This is a genomic window from Bradyrhizobium sp. 27S5, from assembly GCF_037217225.1.
Lineage (GTDB): Bacteria > Pseudomonadota > Alphaproteobacteria > Rhizobiales > Xanthobacteraceae > Bradyrhizobium > Bradyrhizobium septentrionale.
Window position 1 is genome coordinate 554,711 of sequence record NZ_CP147714.1, and the last position, 25,865, is coordinate 580,575.

19 protein-coding genes are annotated in these 25,865 nt (G+C 65.3%); 15 read left to right on the forward strand and 4 right to left on the reverse strand.

What is annotated here, in order from left to right; genetic code table 11:
- The first annotated feature begins 78 nt into the window (after positions 1–78).
- The gene (locus WDM24_RS02645; protein ID WP_338830352.1) at positions 79–4,248 is read left to right on the forward strand and encodes a VCBS domain-containing protein; all 4,170 of its coding nucleotides are present in this window, start codon (positions 79–81) and stop codon (positions 4,246–4,248) included.
- Positions 4,249–4,355: 107 nt separating this feature from the next.
- Positions 4,356–6,590, forward strand: a complete 2,235-nt coding sequence (locus WDM24_RS02650) for an adenylate/guanylate cyclase domain-containing protein (RefSeq protein ID WP_338830353.1) — start codon at positions 4,356–4,358, stop codon at positions 6,588–6,590.
- 74 nt (positions 6,591–6,664) lie between these two features.
- Here the strand turns inward: WDM24_RS02650 and WDM24_RS02655 are convergent, their stop codons facing one another.
- Positions 6,665–8,272 (reverse strand): ABC transporter substrate-binding protein, encoded by a 1,608-nt coding sequence (locus WDM24_RS02655; RefSeq protein ID WP_338830354.1) that lies wholly within the window; start codon positions 8,270–8,272, stop codon positions 6,665–6,667.
- A gap of 209 nt (positions 8,273–8,481) precedes the next feature.
- Here WDM24_RS02655 and WDM24_RS02660 point away from each other — a divergent pair, with 209 nt between their 5' ends.
- From WDM24_RS02660 to WDM24_RS02690, 7 genes are all read left to right on the forward strand, one after another.
- Entirely contained in the window at positions 8,482–10,134 is a 1,653-nt protein-coding gene (locus WDM24_RS02660; protein ID WP_414645673.1) for an ABC transporter substrate-binding protein, read from the forward strand.
- Positions 10,135–10,332: 198 nt separating this feature from the next.
- Complete coding sequence (locus tag WDM24_RS02665; protein ID WP_166211606.1) at positions 10,333–11,286, forward strand: ABC transporter permease; 954 nt, start codon at positions 10,333–10,335, stop codon at positions 11,284–11,286.
- Between the two features lie 2 nt (positions 11,287–11,288).
- Entirely contained in the window at positions 11,289–12,176 is an 888-nt protein-coding gene (locus WDM24_RS02670) for an ABC transporter permease (protein ID WP_156928316.1), read from the forward strand.
- A gap of 4 nt (positions 12,177–12,180) precedes the next feature.
- Positions 12,181–13,254: an oligopeptide/dipeptide ABC transporter ATP-binding protein gene (locus WDM24_RS02675; RefSeq protein WP_338830355.1), complete on the forward strand. Its 1,074-nt coding sequence runs from the start codon at positions 12,181–12,183 to the stop codon at positions 13,252–13,254.
- Positions 13,251–13,448: a hypothetical protein gene (locus WDM24_RS02680; RefSeq protein WP_338830356.1), complete on the forward strand. Its 198-nt coding sequence runs from the start codon at positions 13,251–13,253 to the stop codon at positions 13,446–13,448. Before WDM24_RS02675 ends, WDM24_RS02680 begins: the two co-directional genes overlap by 4 nt.
- A complete protein-coding gene (locus tag WDM24_RS02685) occupies positions 13,445–14,857 on the forward strand; it encodes an amidase (RefSeq protein ID WP_338830357.1) in 1,413 nt (470 codons plus the stop codon). Before WDM24_RS02680 ends, WDM24_RS02685 begins: the two co-directional genes overlap by 4 nt.
- Positions 14,854–15,831 carry an ABC transporter ATP-binding protein gene (locus tag WDM24_RS02690; RefSeq protein WP_338830358.1) on the forward strand — a complete coding sequence of 326 codons (978 nt, stop codon included), beginning with the start codon at positions 14,854–14,856 and terminating at the stop codon, positions 15,829–15,831. The genes WDM24_RS02685 and WDM24_RS02690 overlap by 4 nt, the downstream gene beginning before the upstream one ends.
- A gap of 116 nt (positions 15,832–15,947) precedes the next feature.
- Here the strand turns inward: WDM24_RS02690 and WDM24_RS02695 are convergent, their stop codons facing one another.
- Entirely contained in the window at positions 15,948–16,856 is a 909-nt protein-coding gene (locus WDM24_RS02695) for a LysR substrate-binding domain-containing protein (RefSeq protein ID WP_338830359.1), read from the reverse strand.
- A 108-nt stretch (positions 16,857–16,964) separates the two neighbouring features.
- Between WDM24_RS02695 and WDM24_RS02700 the strand changes: the two genes are divergently transcribed.
- The 3 genes from WDM24_RS02700 to WDM24_RS02710 all read left to right on the forward strand — a co-directional run bounded on the left by WDM24_RS02700 (position 16,965) and on the right by WDM24_RS02710 (position 20,984).
- Positions 16,965–17,765, forward strand: coding sequence for an acyl-CoA thioesterase domain-containing protein (locus WDM24_RS02700; protein ID WP_338830361.1), 801 nt, complete (start codon positions 16,965–16,967; stop codon positions 17,763–17,765).
- A 148-nt stretch (positions 17,766–17,913) separates the two neighbouring features.
- A complete protein-coding gene (locus WDM24_RS02705) occupies positions 17,914–19,665 on the forward strand; it encodes a type I secretion system permease/ATPase (RefSeq protein WP_338830362.1) in 1,752 nt (583 codons plus the stop codon).
- A gap of 8 nt (positions 19,666–19,673) precedes the next feature.
- Entirely contained in the window at positions 19,674–20,984 is a 1,311-nt protein-coding gene (locus WDM24_RS02710) for an HlyD family type I secretion periplasmic adaptor subunit (protein WP_338830363.1), read from the forward strand.
- Between the two features lie 411 nt (positions 20,985–21,395).
- On the opposite strand, the gene WDM24_RS02715 is transcribed toward WDM24_RS02710, so the two are convergent.
- Entirely contained in the window at positions 21,396–21,878 is a 483-nt protein-coding gene (locus tag WDM24_RS02715; protein WP_338830364.1) for a CinA family protein, read from the reverse strand.
- Between the two features lie 172 nt (positions 21,879–22,050).
- Here WDM24_RS02715 and WDM24_RS02720 point away from each other — a divergent pair, with 172 nt between their 5' ends.
- From WDM24_RS02720 to WDM24_RS02730, 3 genes are read left to right on the forward strand one after another with little or no spacing between them, the layout of a single operon-like run.
- Positions 22,051–23,127, forward strand: coding sequence for an amidohydrolase family protein (locus tag WDM24_RS02720; protein ID WP_338830365.1), 1,077 nt, complete (start codon positions 22,051–22,053; stop codon positions 23,125–23,127).
- On the forward strand, positions 23,124–24,233 hold the full coding sequence (locus WDM24_RS02725) for an amidohydrolase family protein (protein WP_338830366.1): 1,110 nt from the start codon (positions 23,124–23,126) through the stop codon (positions 24,231–24,233). Before WDM24_RS02720 ends, WDM24_RS02725 begins: the two co-directional genes overlap by 4 nt.
- Complete coding sequence (locus WDM24_RS02730; protein WP_016846808.1) at positions 24,234–24,647, forward strand: Rieske (2Fe-2S) protein; 414 nt, start codon at positions 24,234–24,236, stop codon at positions 24,645–24,647.
- A gap of 87 nt (positions 24,648–24,734) precedes the next feature.
- Here the strand turns inward: WDM24_RS02730 and tcuB are convergent, their stop codons facing one another.
- Complete coding sequence (gene tcuB, locus WDM24_RS02735; protein WP_338830367.1) at positions 24,735–25,850, reverse strand: tricarballylate utilization 4Fe-4S protein TcuB; 1,116 nt, start codon at positions 25,848–25,850, stop codon at positions 24,735–24,737.
- Positions 25,851–25,865 lie beyond the last annotated feature (15 nt).

A 25,865-nucleotide genomic window follows, 5' to 3' on the forward strand; every position in this document is an offset into this window, starting at 1 on the left:
GAGCTTTATCCGATGATATGCAGGCAAAATCATTCGGATATTCTTGAGTCATTAACCTTCGTGGTGCGGTGATCCGCAGTGAACTTTGTCGAGAAATTCGACGGCCTTTTGCCGAACGCGGATGCTTATGCCCGTGGGTCGGTCCACGTCGACAGCGTTTCCACGCACGCGCCGCGCGGCGCGATCACCGTCGACGACGGGCAATTGCTGTTCACCGGCGACTTCAAGCGGACCGGGCTCGACCTCGTCATCGCGAAGGATGATCGGGAACTCGTCCTCCACGACTACTTCAAGGGCGAGAAGCGCGCGGCGCTGGCGTCACCCGATGGCGCACATCTCACCGGCGACCTCGTCAACGCGCTCACCGGCTACACCCAGTATGCCCAGGCCGGCGGCGCCGCCGAACCGGCCAAGGTCATCGGCCATGTCACCAAGCTGACGGGCAGCGCCACTGCCGTCCGCAACGGCGTCGCAATCGTCCTGAACCAGGGCGACAACGTCAACAAGGGTGACGTTGTGCAGTCCGGCAGCGACTCGACGCTGGGCATCACCTTCATCGACGGCACCGTGTTCGGTCTCGGACCGAGCGCCAAGATGGTGCTGAACGAGATGATCTACGACCCGAACGGGTCGAGCAATTCGTCGCTGATGAGCCTCGTCTCGGGCACGATCTCGTTCGTTGCCGGCGCGACCGCCAAGCACGGCGACATGAAGGTCGATACGCCGGTCGCGACCATGGGCATCCGCGGCACCGCGGTGCTGGTCGAGATCGATTTCGACGTGCAGGGCTCGGGTGGCGTGCCGCCGGCCAAATTCCAGGTGCTGGTCGAGCCTGACGGGACCACCGGCTCCTACATCCTGTTCGACAAGACGACGCTCAATCCGATCGCAACCGTCGATCAGGCCGGCACCCAGACCATCGTCAACGGCCAGGGCAGCGTCAGCTTCGTCTCGTCGGCGCAGCTGTCCGCCGACGCGCAGCGGCTGATCTCGGACGTGTTCGCGCTGAAGTTCACCGACAACAACAATCCCAATACCAAGCTCACGACGAACTTCACCGACAGCGTCGTTCCGGTCACGACCACCCTCAAGCTTGCCGGCGGCGACGTGACCTTGCCGATAAGCTTTCTGCTGGCCTTGACCGGCCATGCCGGACTAGAGGCCCCCGCCAGCAAGACCGACCACGCCCCCGGGGCGCCGGCGGTCGTGACACAGAATGCGGAATTCACTGAGCAGGCCGGGCAGACCCATAGCGGACTGCTCGACACGGCGACGGGCCGGATCGCATGGGTGGACGTCAATCTCGGCGACAAGCCGAGTGCGATCGTCAGCTTTACCTCGTCCAGCTATCGGGACGCAGAGGGTAACGACGTCACCTCGTCGCTGACGGCGGCGCAGCTTGCGGCCATCCATGCTGTCGAGATCCCGCTGCAGCTCGTGCACGATCCGCTGAACAACAATATCGGTTCGGCGACCTGGACCTACAACATTGACGATGGCGCCTTCGACTTCCTGGCCGCCGGCGAAACGCTGACGCTGACCTATACCGCGCGCGTGGATAACAATTACGCACCGAGCAACGAGACCGCGTTCAGGACATTCACTGTCACGATCACCGGCACCAACGACACGCCGGTGGTGACATCCTCGGCACAGCTCGGCTCGATCACCGAGCTTGCAGGGACGACGAACTCCGCCGTGCCAGATACGGTGCACGGCACGTTGACGTTCACCGATACGGATCTGACCGATACGCATTCGGTCAACATCACCGGCGTCACCGAGGCCGGCGTCACCACCGGACTTGCCAACCATGCCACCGTGCTGAGCTGGCTGTCGCTGGGCGCGCTGACCGATTCGACCGATGGCGTGACGGGATCGCGCGCCTGGACGTTCTCGGCCGCCGACAGGAGTTTCGACTATCTCGCCGCAGGTGAGACGCTGACGCTGACCTACACGGTCCAGATCGACGACCATCAGGGCGGCGTCGTCACGCTCCCGGTCACGATCACGATCGTCGGCACCGACGACACGCCGGTGATCACGTCGCCGACCCAGGCGGCAGCGATCACCGAACATGTCGGGACGACCGGCTCGGTGATATCCGATACCGCGTCCGGGACGGTGACCTTTACCGACGTCGATCTCAGCGACACCCACACTGTCACCGTGGCCGGCGTCACCGGAACGGGCGTCACCGCGGGCCTTCCCAGTCAGGCGACGATGCTGAGCTGGCTGTCGCTCGGTACACTGGCGGATTCGACCGGCGGCGTGACCGGATCGAGCCATTGGACCTTCTCGGTGGCCGACAAGAGTTTCGACTATCTCGCCGCCGGCGAGAAGCTGACGCTGACCTACCTGATCGAGGTTGATGACCATCATGGCGGGGTCGTCAGCCAGCCCGTGACGATCACGGTCACCGGCACCAACGACACGCCGACGTTTGCGTCGGCGCCGGGGACAGCCGCGATTCCCGAACAGCCGGACGAGACGGGTTCATCCAAGCCGGACGGCGCAACGGGCGCGGTGACGTTCGCGGACGTCGATCTCAGCGACATCCACACCGTGTCCATCACCGGCGTCGCGGAATCCGGGACCACCACCGGTCTCCCCGAGGACGAGTCCACCGTCCTGAACTGGCTCTCGCTGGGGACGCTGACCGACTCGACCGGCGGGGTCACCGGATCCCAGTCCTGGAACTTCTCGGCCGCCGATCGGAATTTCGACTATCTCGCCGTAGGCGAGACACTGACACTGACCTATACGGTCGAGATCAACGACCATCATGGCGGGGTCATCAGCCAGCCGGTGACGATCACGGTCACCGGCAGCAACGATACGCCAATCGTCACCTCGGGGGCGCAGGCGGCGACCATCCCCGAACTGCCCGACACCACGGATTCATTGAAGCCGGACGGCGCGACGGGCACCGTGACGTTCACCGACGCAGACCTCAGCGACACTCACGGCGTGACGATCATCGGCGTGGCCGAAGCCGGCTCGACCACGGGCCTCCCCGAGGACGAGTCCACCATCCTGAACTGGTTGTCGCTGGGCACGCTGACGGATACGACCGGCGGCACCACGGGGTCGTCGACCTGGACCTTCTCGGCCGCGGACCAGAATTTCGACTATCTCGCCGCCGGTGAGACGCTGACGCTGACCTACACGATCCAGATCGACGACCATCATGGCGGCGTCATCACCGAGCCGGTGACGATCACGATCAACGGCGCCAACGACGCGCCGACGCTTGCCGACGTCAACGCCGGCACGCTGACCGATACCGCCGCCGACGACACTTTCAGCGCGCTCACCGGCGCACTCCACGGCCACGATGTCGATCACGGCGAGACCGCGACGCTGACCTATGCCGCGCTCAACTCGGACCACGTTGCGGTCAACTCACCGATCGCGGGCCTCTACGGCTCGCTCACGGTCAATGCGGACGGCACCTACAGCTATGTTCCGGACGCCGCCGCGATCAACGCGCTGGCCAAGGGCAACTATACCGACACATTCACCGTCGAGACGATCGATGCACATAACGCTGTCGGGACGGCGACGCTGACGATCGACGTCGTCGGCGCCAACGACGCGCCTGTGATCCACGCCGACAACGTCAGCATCACCGAAAATCGCGACGGGACCGAGACGATCTCCGGCCTGACGGTGACCGACGCCGATGCGACGTCGGACGAGATCTTCACCGTGGCGGCCACGCCGACGGCCGGGTCGGGCAGCAGCGTCACGCCTCCATCGCAGGAGGGGCTCCTCTCCGGCATCAACACCGCGCTCGGGACGCCGGGCCTCATCTACAACCCCGGCCAGACGCCACCGGCGACCGACAAGATCGCGCTCGCCGTGACCGACGGCCATGGCGCGACCGACACGGTCAACCTGATCTTCAACCTCCAGCAGGATCCGCCCCAGCCGGTGACGCTGACCGGCACCAGCGACAAGGACGTGTTTTTCGGATCGGGCTATCAGGACAAGTTCGTGTTTGACCAGAATTTCAACCACGACACGATCGTGAACTTCACGCCCGGCCTCGACCAGATCGACCTTTCGGCGATCCTGTCGACCGGCGGTATCGATCCCGATACCTGGATCAGCGAGCACGTCACGCAATCGCCGACCAACGCCGCGGATACCCTGATCACGGTCGACAGCGCCGACACCATCACGCTTCGCAACGTCACGCCCGCGCAGCTCAGCCACAACGACTTCCTGCTTCACGTGACCTGACGGACGTGCGGCCTTGCCGCCATTGGCGGCGCGCCTGGCCGGGCCGTTTGTGCACCGCGGGTGCTTGTTCGATTGGAACAATGCTCCGCGCGTGATATCCAGAGGGCATGAGACGGCTGAAGGCGATACGACGGTGGTTCGGACGGCGCTTCGGTTATGCGCGGCTGGTCTGCGTGGTGCTTTTGATCGGTATCGCGGCGCTGCGGGTGATGGACCCGGCTCCGGTGCAGGAGCTGCGGGTCAGGACCTTCGATACCTTCCAGTTGATCGAGCCCCGCAAGAAGACCGCGCGTCCCGTCACCATCGTCGACATCGACGAGAAGAGCCTCGCCGATCCCCGGCTCGGGCAGTGGCCCTGGCCGCGGACGCGGATCGCCGAGATCGTCACCAATCTCACCAGGCTCGGCGCCGTCGTGATCGCATTCGACGCGGTGTTCGCCGAGCCGGACCGTCTCAACCCTGACATCGCAGCCGATACGTTCGGCAATCTCGACGAGGAGATGCGCGCCAGGCTCAGGCAGCTGCCGAGCAATGACAGCATCCTCGCCGAGGCCATCAGGAACTCGCGCGTCGTGCTCGGCGAGTCCGGCGGTCCAAATGTGCGCGCCGACCTCAACGAGAAGCTCCCGGTCACCGGACTGGCGATGCTCGGCGAGGCGCCGCAGCGCTTCATGTTCGAGTTCGTCGGCCTGCTGCGCAACGTGCCGGTGCTCGAGGAGGCCGCCGCCGGCCGCGGCTTGTTCACGATCAGGCCGGAACGCGACGGCATCGTGCGCCGCGTGCCGATGATGATGGTCGCCCAGGGCGTCACCATGCCGTCGCTCACCTTCGAGATGCTGCGGGTGGCGAGCGGCGCGGGCACCATCCTGATCAAGACCGACCAGGCCGGCATCAAGAGCCTCGGCGTCAAGGGCTTCACGATCCCGACCGATCTCAACGGCCAGCTCTGGATCCGCTACGCGCGCCGTGATCCCTCGATTTATGTCCCGGCCATCGACGTGCTGGAGGGGCGTGTCGCGCCGGAAAAGATCGCCGGCAAGCTCATCCTGATCGGCACCTCCTCGATCGGGCTGAACGACATCAAGACGACGCCGGTCACGCCCGCGATGCCCGGTGTCGAGATTCACGCCCAGGTGCTGGAGAGCGCGCTGACCGGCGACGTCGTTTCGCAGCCCAACTACGGCATCGGCATTGAATTCTTCGCCGCGCTGATCATGGGCCTCCTGGTGGTCGCCTTTGCGCCGAAATTCGGCCCGGTGACGCTGGTCGTTGTCGGCGGGATGTTCGCCTCGGTGCTGATCGGCACGTCCTGGTATTTCTACTCCCAGCACCGGCTCCTGATCGATTTCACCTATCCGCTGATGTCGACCACGGCGATCTACCTCACGCTGGTCTTCTCCGCCTTCGTGCGCGAGCTGCACCAGCGCCGGCAGATCAGGTCGCAGTTCGTGCAGTACATGTCGCCCGCGCTGGTCGAGCAGCTCGCTAACGCGCCGGAACGGCTCGTGCTCGGCGGCGAGGAGCGCGAGATGACCATCATGTTCTCGGACATGCGCGGCTTCACCGCGATCTCGGAGACCTACAAGCGCGATCCGCAGGGCCTCACGCAGCTGATGAATCGCTTTCTCACGCCGCTCACCAACGCGATTCTCGCCCGCAAGGGCTATATCGACAAATACATGGGCGACGCCATCATGGCGTTCTGGAACGCGCCGCTCGACGACAAGCAGCACCACCTCAATGCCTGCGACGCCGCGCTCGACATGCTGGAGCGTGTCGACGAACTTAACCAGGAACGCGAGCAGGAGGCGCAGGAGGGCGGCCACGTCTATGTGCCGCTCAACATCGGCGTCGGCCTCAACACCGGCAGCTGCGTGGTCGGTAACATGGGTTCCGATCTCAAGTTCAATTATTCGGTGTTGGGCGACAGCGTCAATCTGGCCGCGCGCCTGGAGGGGCAGTCCAAGGAGTACGGCTTCCCGATCATCGTGGGATCGAAGACCGCGCTCGAGGTGAAGGAGAAGTTCGCGATCCTCGAGCTCGACTTCATCATGGTCAAGGGCAAGAAGGAACCCGAGGTGATCTATGCGATCGCCGGCCGCGAGGACGTTGCGCAATCGGGCCGCTTCCAGCGGCTGCGCAACCTGACCATCGAGATGCTCGCCTGCTACCGCGGCCGCGATTGGGATGGCGCGCTGGCCGCGATCGAGCGCGGCCGCAAGACCGACGAGGCGCAGACGCTGCAATACTTGTATCGCCTCTATGAGGCGCGGATCCGCGCCTTCCAGAAAGAGCCGCCGCCGCAGGATTGGGACGGCGCATTTGCGTTGACGACGAAATAGGCGCCAAAAATTCGGTGTCGTCCCGGCTTTCGCCGGGACGACGACGGAGAGGTTCGTGCAACGGCAACCGAGGCTTACTCCAGCCCGATCTGTGTCAGATCCTGGAACCAGTGCTGCGCCTGCACGAATGTCTTCACCTTCGGCGACAGCGCGTGCGGATTGGTATCGTGCACCACCCATACCAGCGCGGCATCGTCGACGATCAGCGCGTGCGCCTGCGCCAGCAGCGCGTCCTGCTTGGCAGGATCGAAGGTCTGCTTGGCCTCGTCGATCAGCGCGTCGACCTTCGGGTTCTTGTAACCGCCCCAGTTGACGCCGACCGGAGCGACCTGGCCGGAATGGAAGAACCGCACGATGGCGTACAGCGGGTCCGACGTCACATAGGCGATGTTGTTGGCGGTGATGCCGGCGCTCATCTCGTCGGCCGCGCCCTTGCGCCAGTGCGTATAGAGCGTCTCGAGCTCGACCACCTTGAAGTCGACATCGATGCCGATCTCCTTGAAGCTCTGCTGCAGGAACTCGTTCATCGGCAGCGACAGCATCTGCCCGGTGCCGCCCTGGGCGATGATGAAGGTCGTCTTCAACGGCTTGTCCTTGGAATAGCCGGCTTCCTCCACCAGCTTCTTCGCGGCCGCGAGGTCGTATTTCAGCTCGAAGGTCGGCTTGCCGAACCACGGGCTCGACGGGTCGACCTGGCCCTTGGCGGGCTTTGCCAGCCCGTTCATCAGGGCAACGACCGCGTCGCGGTCGATCGCGAGGTTGAGCGCCTTGCGCAGGCGGATGTCGGTCCAGGGCGAGCCGGGCAGCACGCTCAGATGGTAATTCCAGACATGCGGCGTCACGTTGTCGACGATCTTCATGCCGGCGGCCTTGAGCTGCGGCACGGCGTCGGGCGCCGGCGTTTCGATCAGGTCGACCTGGCCGGCCAGCAACGCGTTGGTGCGCGTCAACGCCTCCGGCATCGGGATCAGGATCATCTTGTCGACCTTCGCAAGCCGCTTCTTGTCCCAATAGTCCGGGTTCTTGGTCAGCTCGGCGAGTTCGCGCGGCACGAGTTTCGTCAGCTTGAACGGGCCGGTGCCGGAGGGCTGGCTGGCGAACTTGTCCCAGTCTCTGCCGAGCTTCTCATATTGCGCGGGGCTCGAGACCAGGAACCAGAGCATCTGGTAGGGGAAGAAGGAGTCGACCGTCTTGGTCGTGATCTCGATGGTCGAGTCGTCGATCTTGGCGTAGCTCGCGACCGAGGGCAGGCGGGTCTTGACCTGCGCGCTCTGCCGCTTGTCGAATTGCGGTGCCTTGTCGTTCAGCACCTTGTCGAGATTCCAGATCACGGCGTCGGCGTTGAAGTCGCTGCCGTCGTGGAATTTGACGCCCTTGCGCAGCGTGAAGCGCCATTTGGTCTTGTCGGTGTCGTCGACCTTCCATTCGGTCGCGAGCCCCGGCACCAGCTTGCCCGGCCGGTCGGCAACATCCATCTCCCAGGCCACCAGCGGATCGTAGATCGTGTAGGCCGTGAATTGATAGGCGCCGGCGCCGCGATCGGGCTGGCCGGTCGTCAGCGGAATGTCGGCCATCGAAATGCCGTAGCGCACAATGGACTCCGCTCGCGCAGACAAGGCAGGCCAGCCCGCGGTCAGGGCAAGCGCCATTGCTGCCATCAGGATCGAATTGCGCGCACGCATATAAAGGCTCCATTGGTGGGAAGTCGGAACCAAATCTTGCAAGCGTGATGCCAGAATAGGCACTATTGCCCCGTCTTAGTCTAAGGTGGGAAGAAATGACGCGCCCAGCGGTTATTTGCTGAAGAACTATTCCCCTTGGCACAGGCATTGCATACGCTTGCCCAAGAAATAATCACCAAAACGTCACCGGACTCGAAGGGGTTGCTCAGATGCGTAACGGGAAGACCAATGCGACAGCGATCATGCTGGCGCTCGCGATTGCTGCCGGTGTGCCGGCGATCGCCCGTGCCGAGACCGTGCTGCGTATTGGCATGACGGCTGCCGATATTCCGCGCACCCTCGGGCAGCCGGACCAGGGGTTTGAGGGCAATCGCTTCACTGGGCTCACGATGTATGACGCGCTGACGATGTGGGACCTGTCGTCGTCGGACAAGGCGAGCGCGATGATTCCGGGCCTCGCCACCGAATGGAAGGTCGACGATTCCGACAAGACCAAGTGGGTGTTCAAGCTGCGTCCCGGCGTCGCCTTTCACGATGGTTCGCCGTTCAATGCCGATGCCGTGGTCTGGAATGTCGACAAGGTCCTGAAGCAGGACGCGCCGCAATATGATGCGAGCCAGGTCGGCGTCACCGCCTCGCGGATGCCGACGCTGGTCTCCGCGCGCAAGATCGACGACATGACGGTGGAATTGACCACCAAGGAGCCGGACAGCTTCCTGCCGATCAATCTCACCAATCTGTTCATGGCGAGCCCGACCAAATGGCAGCAATTCTACGACAAGGCCGAAGGCGCCGATGCCAAGGCGAAGTCGCAGGCCGCATGGGCCGCGTTCGCCAAGGACGCTTCGGGCACCGGCCCCTGGAAGATGTCGAGCTTCACTCCGCGTGAGCGGCTCGAACTGGTGAAGAACGACAACTACTGGGACAAGGCCCGCGTGCCGAAGACGGACAAGATGGTGCTGCTGCCGATGCCGGAGGCCAATGCCCGCACCGCGGCGCTGCTGTCGGGGCAGGTCAACTGGATCGAGGCGCCGGCGCCGGACGCGCTGCCCGAGATCAAGCAGCGGGGCTTCTCCCTCTATTCCAACGAGGAGCCGCATGTCTGGCCATGGCAGTTCTCCCGCGTCGAGGGCTCGCCCTGGAACGACATCCGCGTCCGCAAGGCCGCCAATCTCTGCATCGATCGCGAAGGGCTGCGTGACGGCCTGCTCGCGGGCCTGATGGTGCCGGCGACCGGCACCTTCGAGCCCGGCCATCCGTGGCGCGGCAATCCGACCTTCCAGATCAAATACGACAAGCCGGCTGCGCAGAAGTTGATGCAGGAGGCGGGTTTTGGGCCGAACAAGAAGCTGACGGTCAAGATCCAGACCTCGGCGTCCGGCTCGGGCCAGATGCTGCCGCTGCCGATGAACGAATACCTGCAGCAGGCGCTGGCCGAGTGCTACTTCGATGTGCAGCTCGACGTCATCGAGTGGAATACGCTGTTCACCAACTGGCGGCGCGGCGCCAAGGATCCGTCGGCCAACGGCTCGAATGCGACCAACGTCACCTATGCGGCGATGGATCCGTTCTTCGCGCTGGTGCGCTTCCTGCAATCGGGCATGGCGCCGCCGGTCTCGAACAATTGGGGCTTCATCAACAATCCGAAGTTCGACGAACTGGTGAAGAAGGCCCGCCAGACCTTCGACCCGGCCGCCCGCGACGCAGCGCTCGCCGAGCTGCATGCGGCCTCGGTCGACGATGCGGCGTTCCTCTACGTCGCGCACGACGTCGCGCCGCGCGCGATGAGCCCGAAGATCAAGGGCTTTGTGCAGCCGAAGAGCTGGTTTGTCGACTTCTCACCGGTCTCGATCGTGCCGTGAGGCATTAGACGCGCAATCGGTGCACCCTCTCCCCTTGTGGGAGAGGGTGGCTTCGCGACAGCGAAGCCGGGTGAGGGGTTGTCTCCGCGGACGCTCCTCCCCGATCTGAAATGACGTTGTCCGCGGATAGAACCCCTCATCCGGCGCGCTTCGCGCGCCACCTTCTCCCACAAGGGGAGAAGGAAGAAAGAGCGCAACGTGTTCGCCTATACGTCCAGACGGATCGTCTACGTCATTCCGATCGTGCTCAGCGTTGCGCTGGTGTGCTTCCTGCTGGTGCACATCACGCCCGGCGATCCCCTGGTTGCGGTGCTGCCGGCCGATGCCTCGCAGGAGCTCGCCGCGCAATTGCGTGCCGCCTATGGCTTCGATCGGCCGCTGCCCGTGCAATTCGGCCTGTGGCTGTGGCGCGCGATCCATGGCGATCTCGGCAATTCGATCGCGACGGGGCGTCCTGTCCTGACCGAGGTGCTGCGCGCGGTCGGCAACACCGTGATGCTGGCGATCGCGGCTGCGATGATCGGCTTCACGCTCGGCCTGCTGTTCGGCCTGATCGCCGGCTATTTCCGCGACACCTGGGTCGACAAGGTCGCGACCTCATTCGCCATCGCCGGCGTCTCGCTGCCGCACTACTGGCTCGGCATGGTGCTGGTCATCATCTTCTCGGTGCAGCTCAACTGGCTGCCTGCGGTCGGCGCCGGTCCCGGCGGCTCCGGCGCCTGGGCGTGGGACTGGGAGCATCTGCGCTATCTGGTGCTGCCCGCCATCACCACCTCGGTGATCCCGATGGGCATCGTCACCCGCACCGTGCGCGCATTGACCGGCGATATCCTGAGCCAGGATTTCGTCGAGGCACTGCGCGCCAAGGGCCTGCGCGAGACCGGGGTCTTTCGCCATGTCATCAAGAACGCCGCGCCGACCGCGCTCGCGGTGATGGGACTTCAGCTCGGTTACATGCTCGGCGGCTCGATCCTGATCGAGACGGTGTTCTCCTGGCCCGGCTCGGGCCTGCTGCTCAACTCGGCGATCTTCCAGCGCGATCTGCCGCTGCTGCAGGGCACGATCCTGGTGCTCGCGCTGTTCTTCGTGCTGCTCAATCTCTTGGTCGACATCGCGCAGGCCGCGATCGATCCGCGCATCAAGCGGAGCTAACCATGAGTGCGATGAGCGATACCGCATTGCAGGCGGCACCCGCGACCAAAGCGCGCGGCTACTGGGCGACCGTTGGGCGCCGCATCAGGCGCGACAAGGTCAGTATGGCCTGCGCCATCATCCTGGTGCTGATCTTTGCGTCGGCGCTGCTGGCGCCCTGGTTGCATCTCGCCGATCCCTATCAGGGCTCGATGATCCGCCGCCTCCGCCATATCGGCACGCCGGGCTATCCGCTCGGCACCGACGAGCTCGGCCGCGACATGCTGGCGCGGCTGATCTATGGCGGACGTCTCTCGCTGGTGATCGGCATCCTGCCGGTGATCCTCGCCTTCGTGATCGGTACCTCGCTCGGCCTCGTCGCCGGCTATGTCGGCGGCAAGCTCAACACCGCGATCATGCGTACCGTCGACGTATTCTACGCCTTTCCCTCGGTGCTGCTGGCGATCGCGATCTCCGGGGCGCTCGGCGCCGGTATCACCAATTCGATCGTGTCGCTGACCATTGTGTTCGTGCCGCAGATCACCCGCGTCGCCGAAAGCGTCACCACGGGCGTGCGCAACATGGATTTCGTCGAGGCGGCGCGCGCCTCCGGCGCCGGTCCGTTCACCATCATGCGCGTGCACATGCTCGGCAATGTGCTCGGCCCGATCTTCGTCTACGCCACCGGCCTGATCTCGGTGTCGATGATCCTGGCCGCCGGTCTGTCCTTCCTCGGGCTCGGCACCAAGCCGCCGGAGCCGGAATGGGGCTTGATGCTGAATACGCTGCGCACCGCGATCTATGTCAATCCATGGGTCGCGGCGCTGCCCGGCGCGATGATCTTCGCGGTCTCGATCTGCTTCAATCTGCTGAGCGACGGCATGCGCAGCGCCATGGACATCAGGAACTAGTGCGATGGGTGACGCCAATCTCTCAGCCGACATGCTGGAGCCGGTCGCCGACATCGGCGGCGCCGCGCAGCCGCTGTTGCAGGTCAAGGGGCTGACAAAACACTTCCCGGTGCGCGGCGGGCTGTTCAGCCCGCGCAAGACCGTGCGCGCGGTTGACGATGTCACCTTCGCGGTCATGAAGGGCGAGACCGTCGGCATTGTCGGCGAGTCCGGCTGCGGCAAGTCGACCACCGCGCGGCTGTTGATGCATCTGATGACCCGCGACGCCGGCGACATCGTCTATGACGGAATGCAGGTCGGCCCGTCGCTCTCGCTGCGCGATCTGCGCCGCGGCATGCAGATGGTGTTCCAGGACAGCTACGCCTCGCTCAACCCGCGCCTCACCATCGAGGAATCCATCGCGTTCGGGCCCAAGGTGCACGGCATGGCCGACGGCGCGGCGCGGGCGCTCGCGCGCGAACTGCTCGGCAAGGTCGGTTTGCGGCCGGAGATCTTCGCCATCCGCTATCCGCACGAAGTGTCCGGCGGCCAGCGCCAGCGCGTCAATATCGCCCGCGCGCTCGCGCTATCGCCGCGGCTCGTGATCCTCGATGAGGCGGTGTCCGCGCTCGACAAATCGGTCGAGGCGCAGGTGCTCAATTTGCTCGCCGATCTGAAGCGCGAATTCGGCCTGACCTATCTGTTCATCAGCCACGATCTCAACGTGGTCCGTTACATCTCCGACCGCGTGCTGGTGATGTATCTCGGCGAGGTCGTCGAGCTCGGCCCGGTCGACGCTGTCTGGGACGCGCCGGCGCATCCCTATACCCGCGCGTTGCTGGCGGCGATGCCGTCATCCGATCCCGACAAGCGCACCGAGGTGCCGCCGATCTCGGGCGATCCGCCCAATCCGATCGATCCGCCGCCGGGCTGCCGGTTTCACACCCGTTGCCCGTTTGCGGAGCCGCTCTGCGCAAACGACACGCCAAAACTCAGCGATCTCGATACAATGGGCCATCAAGCGGCGTGCTACATGGCCATTCCCGGCTCGGGGCACAGCCGCGCGCCGGCAAAAGCAAAAGGAGAAAACGCGGCATGACCAGACCCACTCCCAAGGACGTCAAGGTGATCGCGCACGTCGCCGACGTGCCCGCCGACGACGAAACTGCCACGCGCATCGCCAATTCGATCGGGCCCGCCTTCGACGGCTTTGCACCGATCTCCGGCACGCTGCCTCTCGATCTCGAACCTGCGAGCTTCCTGCTGGCGCAGATCGCAAAGGTGTCGAAATGAGCACCGAGCCGGCCCTGATGACGCTGACCGCGGTCGCCAAGGCGATTGCCGACAAGAAGGTCTCCTCGCATGAGGTGACGCGCGCCGTACTGCATCGCATTGCAGAGTGGCAGCCGCGCCTCAACGCCTATATGGCGGTTGAATCCGAACAGGCGCTCGCCGCCGCCGCAGAGGCCGATGCCGCGCTCCCCAAAGGCAACAGTCGCGGTCCGCTGCACGGTGTGCCGCTGGCGCACAAGGACATGTATTACGACGCCGGCAAGGTCGTGACCTGCGGCTCCCTGATCCGCCGCGACTTCGTGCCGAAGACCACAGCGACGGCGCTGCAGCGGCTCAAGGATGCCGGACAGGTCCGGCTCGGCTCGCTGCAGATGGTCGAGTTCGCCTACGGGCCGACCGGCCACAACGTGCATTACGGCGCGGTGCGCAATCCCTGGAATACCGAGCACATCACCGGCGGCTCGTCGTCGGGCTCGGGCTCGGCGGTCGCCGCGCGGCTCACCTTTGCGGCGCTCGGCTCCGACACCGGCGGCTCGGTGCGCATGCCCGCGCATTTCTGCGGCGTCACCGGCCTGAAGACGACGGTCGGCCGCGTCAGCCGCGCCGGCGCGATGCCGCTGTCGCAATCGCTCGATACCGTCGGCCCGCTGGCGCAGACTGCAGAGGATTGCGCGCTGCTGCTCGGCCTGATGGCCGGCGCCGATCCGGAGGATCTCACCGCGTCGACGCAGCCGGTGCCCGACTATCTGGCCGCGACCAGACAGTCGCTGAAGGGCGTCAAGATCGGCGTGCCGACGGCATTCTATGTCGACGACCTCGATCCTGAAGTCGCGCACATCCTCGACGAGACGGTTGCCACCCTGAAGAAAGAGGGCGCCGAGATCGTCAAGGTCGAGTTACCCGATCAGCGCCAGCTCAGCGCGGCGTCGCAGCTGGTGCTCGCGGCCGAGGCCGCAGCCTTCCACAAGCGCTGGATGATCGAGCGGCCGCAGGATTACGGCGCGCAGGTCCTGATGCGGCTGCAGAACGGCCTCACCATTCCGGCCGTCAGCTATCTCGAGGCGATGCGCTGGCGCGGCCCCGCGCTCGCCGCACACAACGCGGCGGTCAGCGGCGTGGATGCTGTGATCGCGCCGTCGGCCCCGGTGCCGGCGCCGACGATCGCCGAGAGCGACGTCGGCAACGGTCCAGGCGCGGAGGCGGTGATCCAGCGGCTGACGCGGTTCACTCGGCCGGTCAATTATCTCGGCATGCCGTCGCTGTCGATTCCGTCGGGCTTCACCAAGGCGGGTCTGCCGGTCGGCATGCAGCTGATCGGCCGCTCCTTCGAGGAAGCCGCATTGCTGCGGATCGGCGCCGCGTTCCAGCGCGCGACCGATTTCCACGGCAGGGTGCCCAAGCTCGCATGACCAACCTCGTCGAGATCAACAACCTCAACATCCGCTTCACCGGCGATCGCACGGTGCATGCCGTGAACGATCTCAGCCTGTCGCTTGGCGAGGGCGAGGTGTTGGGGTTGCTCGGCGAGTCCGGCTCGGGCAAGAGCGTGACCTTGCGCGCGTTGATGCGGCTGTTGCCGAAGAAGCGCACGCAGATCTCCGGCAGCGTGACAGTGCTGGGTCGGGATGTGCTGGCGATGGACGACGAGGCGCTGTCCGCATTCCGCGGCCAGACCGTCTCGATGATCTTCCAGGAGCCGGCGCTGGCGCTCGATCCGGTCTACACTATCGGCCGCCAAATCGCGGAGACGGTGATGCGCCACGAGGGCAAGAGCGAGCGCGACGCCACCGCGCGTGCGCTCGAAATGCTCGAAGTCGTGCGAATCCCCTCCGCCAGGCGACGGCTGGAATCCTATCCGCACGAGATGTCGGGCGGCATGCGCCAGCGCGCGATGATCGCGCTGGCGCTGGCCTGCAAGCCAAAAATCCTGCTCGCGGACGAGCCGACCACGGCGCTCGATGCCACCGTGCAGATCCAGATCCTGCTGCTGCTGCGCGAGCTGCAGCGCGAGTTCGGCATGTCGGTCATCTTCGTCACCCACGACATCGGCGTCGCCATCGAGATCTGCGACCGCGTCGCGGTGATGTATGCCGGCCAGATCGTCGAGCAGGGCGCCCTCCGCGACATCGTGCGCACGCCGATCCATCCCTATGCGAAGGGTCTGCTGGCCTCGACCATTCACGGCGCGATGCGCGGCCAGCGGCTGGAAACCATCCCGGGCACGCCGCCCTCGCTCGATCACGCGCCGGCCGCTTGCTCGTTCGCGCCACGCTGCAAGTTCGCCGAGCCGCGCTGCAGCGAAAGCTTGCCGCCCGCCGTACAGGTCGCGCCCGGCCATCTGGCACGCTGCGTTATGGCGGAACCTGCCGACGCGACGGTCTAAAGCGCGTGGATTTTGGTTGAATCGGTCGGACCGCAGGCTCGCTTCGCCTCCCCCGCAAGCGGGAGAGGGAGCGCAGCGTCTTCGCGGTCGCCAGTTCAGCCTAACTTCATCATGCGCTAGCTTGCGCGGGCGACCGCGTCGGCAATCCAGCGCCGCACCGCGGCAACGCGCCGGTCGCGCGCCTGTTCGGTGCGGGAGATCAGGTAGATCGTCTCGCTTGGCGCAGCCTCGAACGCGAACGGCGCCACCAGTTTCTTGCCGAAGCCCGGCCGCGCCTTGATCAGGGGAGCGATCGCGATGGCGACGCCGAGTCCGTGTTCGGCGGCCTCCAGCATCGCCGGCACGCTGTCGAGCCAGAGGTGTCCTCGTGGCGCAAGATTCGGCAGCCCGGCCTGCTGCAGCCAGGCCGGCCAGGCCCGCGGCTGCGTCGTGACATGGATCAGCACCTCGCGCGACAGGTCCTCCGGCCGCCGCAGTCCGGCCTTGACCAGCGCCGGCGTGCAGACCGGCTGCCCGCTGACCCGGACCAGCGGCTCGACCTTCAGCCCGGCGGCATGCTCTCGTCCGTAGCGGATCGCGACGTCGACGCGCGAGCCGATGAAGTCGGCATATTGATGGGTGGCCTCGATCCGCAGCGTCAGCTGCGGATGGCGCCGCTTGAACTCCGGCAGCGCCGGCAGCAGCACGGCGCTGGTGAAGAACGGCAGTGAGCTGATCCAGAGCTCGCCGCTGCTCTCGCGGCGTTGCCGCAGCATGTCGCGGCTCGCCTCCTGCAGCGTCGCCAGCGCGGCCGACACCTTTGCGAGATAGCGCTCGCCGTCCAGGGTCAGCCGCACCGAGCGCGCGCCGCGGACGAACAGTTTTGTGCCGAACTGCTGCTCCAGTCCGCGGATCTGGTGGCTGATCGCCGACGGGCTCAGCGACAGGTCGCGCGCGGCGCCGCGGAAGCTCAGCTGTGTGGCCGCGCGCTCGAAGGCGAGCAGCGCCGCGAGCGGCGGGATCAGGCGAGGATCCGGAGCGTCCAATGGGTGAATTTTGTTCACCTGAAGTGATGAATGGCCTTTTGTCATGGCCACTATTCTTGGCTCAGATTGCCAGATCGCTCAATCCTGCTCACCTCAGGGAACGTCACCTTGGCCATCTTCGAACCGCTCGCCACGCCCCACCACTGGAAGCCCGCCGCGCTGGCGGCGGGGCCGTTCGCAGGCCTGCAGGGCGGGGCGGTCGCAAGCCTCTTGACCGCCGAGGTCGAGGCGATGGCCGTTGCGCGCAACTGGGGCACCGCGATCTCAGCTTCGGCCTGGTTCCTGCGGCCGACGCCGATGGCCGAATTGCGCACGCAAGTCACCGTCGTGACCGAAGGCGGCCGGGTCAGCGTCGTCGACAACACGCTCTGGCCGGCCGGCGAAGCGCAGCCCACCGCGACGGTGCGCGTGACGCTGTCGCGCGAACGTGCCGTCGAGGTGCCGGGCCTTGACGGAAGTGTAGCCGACCCGGTCGATCCCACGGGCCTTCCGTTGCGCAACCTGCACGCCGTCCATGGCCATGGCCGCAGCTGGTTCATGGATGCGATGGAAGCCCGCGTCGGCGGCGAGGTTGCCTGGTTTCGCATGCACCATGACGTGACGACCGATGCCGGCCCGCTGGCGCGGGTGCTCGGTCCCGCCGACTGGACCCACGGCATCGCGCGCCCGGTCCAGAACGTGGTGGCCGACCCCAATCCGAACCTTGCAGTGCAGCTGTTCAGGCCACCGCAGGGCGCGTGGATCGGTGTTCGCCCTGAGGCGCGCTGGCGCCCGGAGGCCGGTCTTGGCGTCGGCAGCGGGGTATTGCTCGATGTGAACGGAGAGATCGGCCGGGTCTCGATGTCGGTCATTCTCGTGCCCTTTCCAAGAACCGCACCTGTTACCGCGCCGGGTTCCGCGGCCGGTTAACCCTGATTATTCCGTCAACTGTCTGTGGGATCACAAAAATAGCCCGCGAACCATGCTCTGGTCGACGCGACTTGAAATGGACGATGGCCGCAAACGCCTATACAAGGTGGTCATCACGTAACGCTTTTGTTTGCAGAGATCAGTTTTCATGGCAGCCGCGCCCGCTGTCCGGCGTTCCGAACTGGCTGAGGCGCTGCGCGCATGTCGCAGTGCCTTCATCGGCGTCGGTCTCATCAGTTGCATGATCAACCTGTTGTACCTGACAGGTTCGATGTTCATGCTGCAGGTCTACGACCGCGTGCTGCCGAGCCGCAGCGTTCCGACCCTGGTCGGCCTCGTGGTCATCGCCGCGGTGCTCTACATCGCCCAGGGCGTGCTCGATCTCTTGCGCGGACGGATCCTCGGCCGCGTCGGCACCTCGCTCGACGAGGCGCTCAATGCGCGGGTGTTCGACACCATCGTGCGGCTGCCGCTGATGGCCGGCAATCGCAGCGAGGGCCTGCAGCCGCTGCGCGATCTCGACAATGTACGCTCCTTCCTCGGCAGCATGGGTCCTGGTGCGTTCTTCGACCTGCCCTGGCTGCCGTTCTACATGGCGATCTGCTTTGCGTTCCATTGGCTGCTCGGCGTCACCGCGCTGGTCGGCGCCGTCATTCTGGTGACGCTGACGCTGATCACCGAATACATGTCGCGCTCGCCCGCCAAGGAAGCGATGTCGCTCGCGGCGCGGCGCAACGATCTCGCCGCCTCCAGCCGCCGCAACGCCGAGGTGCTCGTGGCGATGGGCATGGCCGGGCGCATGAACAAGCGCTGGAACGAAGCCAACGAGGAATATCTCTCCGGCAACCAGCACGCGAGCGACGTCACCGGCGGGCTCGGTGCGGTCGCCAAGGTGCTGCGCATGATGCTGCAATCCGCGGTGCTCGCGGTCGGCGCCTATCTCGTGATCCACCAGGAAGCGACCGGCGGCATCATCATCGCCGGCTCGATCCTGAGCGCGCGGGCGCTGGCGCCGGTCGATCTCGCGATCGCGCATTGGAAGGGCTTTGTCGCTGCGCGGCAGAGCTGGCAGCGTCTCAACCGGCTGCTGCAACAGATTCCGGCGCGCCCCGAGCAGACGCTGCTGCAGGCGCCGGAGAAGAAGCTTTCGGTCGAGGCGGTGACCATGGTTGCGCCCGGCGACCAGCGCGCCATCGTGCAGGACATCACCTTCGCGGTCGAAGCCGGCAGCGGCGTCGGCGTGATCGGCCCGAGCGGTTCCGGCAAGTCGTCGCTGATCCGGGCGCTGGTCGGCGTCTGGGTGCCGGCGCGCGGCAAGGTGCGGCTCGACGGCGCCGCGCTCGACCAGTGGTCGTCGGACGAACTCGGGCGCCATGTCGGCTATTTGCCGCAGGACGTCGAGCTGTTCGCCGGCACGGTGGCGCAGAACATCTGCCGGTTCGATCCGGACGCCAAGTCGGACGGCATCATCGCCGCGGCCAAGGAAGCCGGCGTGCACGAGATGATCATCAAGATGCGCGAGGGCTACGACACCCAGGTCGGCGAGCAGGGCACCGCGCTCTCCGCCGGTCAGGCGCAGCGCGTCGCGCTGGCGCGCGCGCTCTACGGCGATCCGTTTCTGATCGTGCTGGATGAGCCGAATTCCAACCTCGACAGCGAAGGCGACGAGGCGCTGACCCGCGCGGTGCGTGGTGCCCGCGAACGCGGCGCCATCGTCATCGTGGTCGCGCACCGGCCGGTCGGCATCGAGGGCGTCGACCAGTTGCTGGTGCTGAAGGACGGTCGCATGCAGACCTTCGGGTCGAAGGAGACCGTGCTCGCCCAGGTGCTGCAGCGCGTCGCGCCGCCGGTGCCGACGCCGATCAAGATCGTCGCCGATGCGGGGGCAGCCAAATCATGAGCGATCGCATGACCGATCAGCCGCGCAACGCACATCTTTCGATCCGCAAGCATCTGCTCGTCGGCCTCGTCGTGGTTCTGGTTCTGGGCGGCGGCGTCGGAGGCTGGGCGACCACGGTGCCGATCTCGGGCGCGCTGATCGCGCCGGGCTCGGTGGTGGTCGAGTCCAACGTCAAGAAGGTGCAGCATCCGACCGGGGGTGTGGTCGGTGAGGTCCGGGTGCGTGACGGCGACGTGGTCAAGGCGGGTGATGTCGTCGTGCGCCTCGACGAGACGGTCGTGAAGGCGAGCCTTGCGATCGTGGTCAAGACGCTGAACGGTCTCTACGCGCGCGCAGCCCGGCTCGAAGCCGAGCAGCGGGGCAACGACAAGATCGCCTTCCCGCCGCAGCTCGCGGAGCAGGCCAAGGATCCCGACGTGCGCGACATCATGGCGAGCGAATCCAAGCTGTTCGAAGTCCGCGTCAACGGCCGCAGCGGCCAGAAGGCGCAGCTGCGCGAGCGCGTCACCCAGCTCAACGAGGAAATCTCCGGCCTGCAGGCGCAGGAAACCGCCAAGGACAAGGAGATCGCGCTGGTGCAGCAGGAACTGGTCGGCGTTCGCCAGCTCTATGAGCAGCATCTGGTGCAGCTCACCCGCCTGACCACGCTGGAGCGCGACGCGGCGCGGCTCTCCGGCGAGCGCGCGCAATACATCGCCTCGCGCGCCCAGGCCAAGGGCAAGATCACCGAGACCGAACTGCAGATCATCCAGGTCGACAAGGACATGGTCTCCGAGGTCTCGAAGGACCTGCGTGAGACCAACGACAAGATCGGCGAGTTTGTCGAACGCAAGGTGACCGCCGAAGACCAGCTTCGCCGCATCGACATCCGCGCGCCGCAGGACGGTGTGGTGCTGCAGTCGACCGTGCACACTGTCGGCGGCGTCATCACCGCAGGCGACGCCATCATGATGATCGTGCCGAAGGCCGACGATCTGTCGGTCGAGGCCAAGGTCAATCCGCAGGACATCGACAAGCTGCAGGTCGGACAGAAGACCGTGCTGCGGCTCTCCGCCTTCAACCAGCGCACCACGCCCGAGCTGAACGGGGTCGTCACCCGCGTCTCCGCCGACGTCAACACCGACCAGCGCACCGGGCAGAGCTACTACACCATCCGCGTCTCGATGCCGCCGGAAGAGGTCGCGCGCCTCGGCAGCGAGGTCAAGATCATCCCGGGCATGCCGGTGGAAGCCTTCGTCCAGACCGGCGACCGCACCATGCTGTCGTATCTGATGAAGCCGATGAGCGACCAGTTCATGCGCTCGTTCCGCGAGAAGTGAGTTTCTTGCGGCTATCCATAGTCGACCCGTCATCCTGAGGTGCGAGCGGAGCGAGCCTCGAAGGATGCACGGCCCCACTCTGGCCGATTCATCCTTCGAGGCTCGCCGAAGAGGCTCGCGCCTCAGGATGACGGGGAGAGATTGAGCAAGCGTAGCCCGGATGAAGCGAAGCGAAATCCGGGGCCGCGCGCACCGCGGATAGAGCAGCCCCGGATTGGGCTGCGCTCCATCCGGGCTACGGCGTCATAGTTGAGCGGCGGTCCTTCCCCGCGTCGTCCCGGCGAAAGCCGGGACCCATTACCACCGCAGATCATCGTGGCGCACCGCTGTGGCCCCAGCACTCTTGAACGCTGACAGTCGTGGTTATGGGTCCCGGGTCGCGCTTCGCTTGCCCGGGACGACGGCAGAAAATTACTGTGCGAGATTCCTCAGTAGCAACTCCAGCGCCGCCTTGGCGAACGCCTGCATGTTGGCCTGCCGGTCGCCGCTGGCGGTTTCCAGCGTGATGACCTGCTGCTGCGGACCTACGACCGCCATGCAACTGTGGCCGGCGGCATCGCCGTAGCGGTTGCCGGTCGGGCCGGCGGCGCCGGTTTCCGACAATCCCCAATCGGTCGAGAGGCGTTCGCGGATCTGGCGCGCGAGCAACTGAGCATAAGGTTCTGACGACGAGCGGAGACCGCGCATCGTGTCGTCGGAAATGTCCATCAGCGCACGCCGCGCGTCGCGGGTGTAGATCACGCCGCCGCCGAGGAAATAGGCCGACGCGCCGGGCACCGCGAGCAGCGATGCGGAGATCAGTCCGCCGGTGGAGGATTCCGCGACCGCAATCGTCTGCTTGTTCGCGATCAGTTTCGCGGCGACCTGCTCAGCGATGGATATGAGTGCGTTCATCGGCGCTCTTTCTCGTTGCTTGCCATGAAAATCCTGTAGGGCGTTCTGCCTTCCTAGCACACCACACCGGCCCCTGCCGAGTTGCGGATCGCAGCACGGACTGATTGAATGTCGGACAACAACCAAGCGGCGCCCCGACAGTTGTTGTGAGAGCGTGCGCGGAGGAAACACCATGACGTCGCCGATCGCGGGCGGCGTGGATTGCGATCTGCATCCCGCCGTACCTCACCTCACCAGCCTGCTGCCTTACATGAACGACTACTGGCGCGACCAGGTGACGACGCGCGGCATGACGGATCTGATCTCGCAATCCTATCCCACCAATTCGCCGATCTCATCGCGGCCGGACTGGCGCCCCGCGCAGGGCAAGCCGGGCTCGAGCCTTGCCGACATGCAAAGCCAGGCGCTCGACAAGTTCGGTACCGCCTACGGCATCTGCAATCCGCTCTACGGTGTGCAGATGGTGTTTTCCGAAGACATGGCCGATGCCTTCTGCCGCGCGCTGAACGACTGGTTGGTCAAGGAGTGGCTCGACAAGGACGCTCGCCTGCGCGGCTCGATCGTGATTCCGGTGCAGAGCATCGACAAGGCTGTGGCCGAGATCGAGCGCTGTGCGCAGGACAAGCGCTTCGTGCAGGTGCTGATGCTTGTGATGGGCGACATGCCGCTCGGCAAGCGTCACTACTGGCCGATCTACGCGGCGGCGGAACGGCTCCGCCTGCCGATCGGCATCCATGCCGGCAGCGCCTATCACAACCCGCCGACCTCGGTCGGCTGGGGCTCCTATCATATCGAGGATTACGTCGCGCAGGCGCAGGCGTTCCAGACCCAGCTCACCAGCCTGATCGTCGAAGGCGTGTTCGCGCGCCATCCAGCCTTAAAAATGGTGATGCTGGAGAGTGGTTTCACCTGGCTGCCGCCGTTCCTGTGGCGGCTGCACAAGTTCTGGCGTGGCGTGCGCATGGAAACGCCGTGGGTCGACCGTGCGCCGCTGGAGATTGTGCGCAGCAACATCCGTTTCTCGCTGCAGCCGGTCGACGCACCGCCGGAAGGCGACACCCTGAACCGGCTGTTCGACCATATGCAGTCGGACGAATTGATCCTATTCTCGACTGACTATCCGCATTGGCAGTTCGATGGTGACGAGGTGCTGCCGACGGGGTTGTCGCCGGATCTGGTCCGCAAGATCATGATCGACAATCCGCACGCGACCTATCCGCGGTTGAAGATGAAGGATACCGTGTCATGAACATCCAGGTACGGGAACGTCCCGAGGCGGCCGCGTCGACCGGCATCAAGACCGCGATTGCCGATTGCGACATCCATCCGGCACGCGCGACCAAGGACGAGCTGCATCCTTATCTGGCCAAGCGCTGGCACAGCCATCTCGAGACCTTCGGCGTTCATGCCTATCAGGGCATGATGGAAGGCCCGCCCTATCCGAAGGCGCAGCCCAACGCCTCGCGCCGCGATGCCTATCCGCCGGAAGGCGGGCCGCAAGGCTCGTCGCTGTCCTTCATGCAGAAGCAGCATCTCGATCCCAACAATGTCGCGCTCGGCGTGCTCAATCCGCTCAACACCGGGCAGGGCATCCGCAACCAGGATCTCGCCGGCGCGATCTGCTCGGCGATCAACGACTGGCAGATCGAGAAATGGACCAGCAAGGACTCGCGGCTGAAGGGCTCGGTCGTCGTCGCCAATGAGGACGGCGTGTCGGCGGCAGCGGAAATCCGCAAGCGCACAGGGGATAAGAATTTCGTCCAGGTGCTGCTGCTCAGTCGCAATGTCGAGCCGCTTGGCCAGCGTCGCTACTGGCCGATCTATGAGGCGGCGCAGGAGGCGGGACTGCCGATCGGCGTGCACGCCTTCGGCTTCGGCGGCAACCCGATCACCGCCTCGGGCTGGCCGAGCTATTACATCGAGGAGATGGTCGGGCATTCGCAGTGCCAGCAGACCGCGCTGGCGAGCGTGGTGCTCGAGGGCGTGTTCGAGCGCTTCCCGAAACTGAAGATGGTGATGGTCGAGGCCGGCTTCGGCTGGGCGCCGTCACTTGCCTGGCGGCTCGACAAGGTGTTTGCGCGGCTTCACGCGGAGGTGCCGCATCTGAAGCGCAGGCCGTCGGAATACATCCGCGACCACATCTGGTGGACCACGCAGCCGATGGAAGACCCGGAGAGCCGCGACTATCTGTTCCAGACCATCGAGTGGATCGGCTGGGACAGACTGTTGTTCGCGACCGACTATCCGCATTGGGATTACGACGAGCCGTTGCGCGTGCTGCCGGCCGGCGTCAGCGATGCCAACCGCCAGGCGTTCTATCTCGACAATGCGAAGCAGCTTTACGGTATCTCATAGATGGCGCGTCATGTGATCGCTCCGGTGGATGAGTTGCCGCCGGGGTCGCGAAAATTCCTCGAGATCGACGGGCGGCCGATCGCCGTCTTCAACGTCAAGGGCGAGTTCTTCGGCCTGTTGAACCGCTGCCCGCATCAGGGCGCGGCGCTCTGCGAGGGGCCGCTGATCGGGCTGGCGTCGTCGTCGGATCCCGGCGAGATCGAATACACCAAACTCGGCGAGATCCTGCGCTGCCCCTGGCATGGCTGGGAGTTCGACATCCGCACCGGCCAGTCCTATTGCGACCCGCGCCGCTTCCGCGTGCGGGCCTATCCGGTCAGCGTCGAGCCGGGCACCAATGTGGTGAAGGGGCCGTATGTCGCCGAGACCATCAAGGTTGCGGTGGAGAGTGATTACGTGGTGGTGGATCTCTGACCACTGTCATTCCGGGGCGCGTCGAAGACGCGAACCCGGAATCTCGAGATTCCCGGTTCGATGCTGCGCATCGCCCCGGAATGACGCTTACTCTGCCTTGCCCTGCATCATCATCTGCCGTTCCCGCGCATAGCGCACCAGCGCGACGAAGCGGTAGATGCCGTGCACGAATTTCCCGTAGGGCATGGTGATGAACAGCGCGAACACCACGCCGAGGTGTAGCGCGAGCAGCGGGCCCATCGCGGCGGTCTCGCGCCACAGCAGCAAGGCGAGGCCAGTGATGCTGGTCAGGAACAGCATCAGGATGAACGCGGTGTCCATGCCCATCTGCTTTTCGTCGACCAGCACGCGGTCGCGCTTCCATTTCTCTGACAAGAGCCCGATCGGGCCGACCACGAGCCCGATGCCGCCGAGCGTGCCCAACACCACAGGCAGATCCCACCACGCATAGGGCGCCTCGCGCGCCAGCAGATAATGGTACAGCGTACCGACGCAGGTCGCGGCGAAGCACAGCGCGAAGCCGTAGAAGGTGAAGTGGTGATACAGCTTGCGGCGGTCGGTCGGATGATCGTCCTCGTTGAAGCAACCGACGCCGCCACCGTCGAGATAGCGCAGCTCGCCGGCATCGCGCATCGCCTGCAACAGCGATTTCGGGTCCGTTTTCATGCCAATGGGCTCGCCGATCGCGCGCCAGAACGCGCGCACGCCCATCACCAGCGCCAGGATGGCGTAGAGCAAAGCGGCGCCGAACAGCAGCGCCATCGCATTGTGCGGCATCAATTTGTAGAACGCGCCGGGCCCGGTGTGGATGCCATAGAGCACGCCGGGGTCGTTGATGGCGGCGAAGCCGAAGATGAAGGCGGCGACGCTGAGCGCCGCGATCAGGCTGATGACGAGGCCGTTGCGCGCGAACGCGCCGGAAAACGCGCGCGGCCAGGCATAGGCGGCATAGGATTCGGCGCGCGCCACCGCGAGCGTCTTCGGCACATTGACGTTGAATTCGTGCGGCGGCGAGAACTGGCAGTCGGTGTAGCAGGCGCCGCAGGCGTGGCAGAGATTGGCGAGATAGTTGAGGTCGCCGTCGGAGAAGGCGCGGCGCATCTCCATCGCGGGAAACACCGCGCACAGGCCCTCGCAATAGCGGCAGGAATTGCACACCGTCATCAGACGGTCGGCTTCCTGCAAGATCCTCGTCCCGTGCATCGTGCCAGCCTAGCC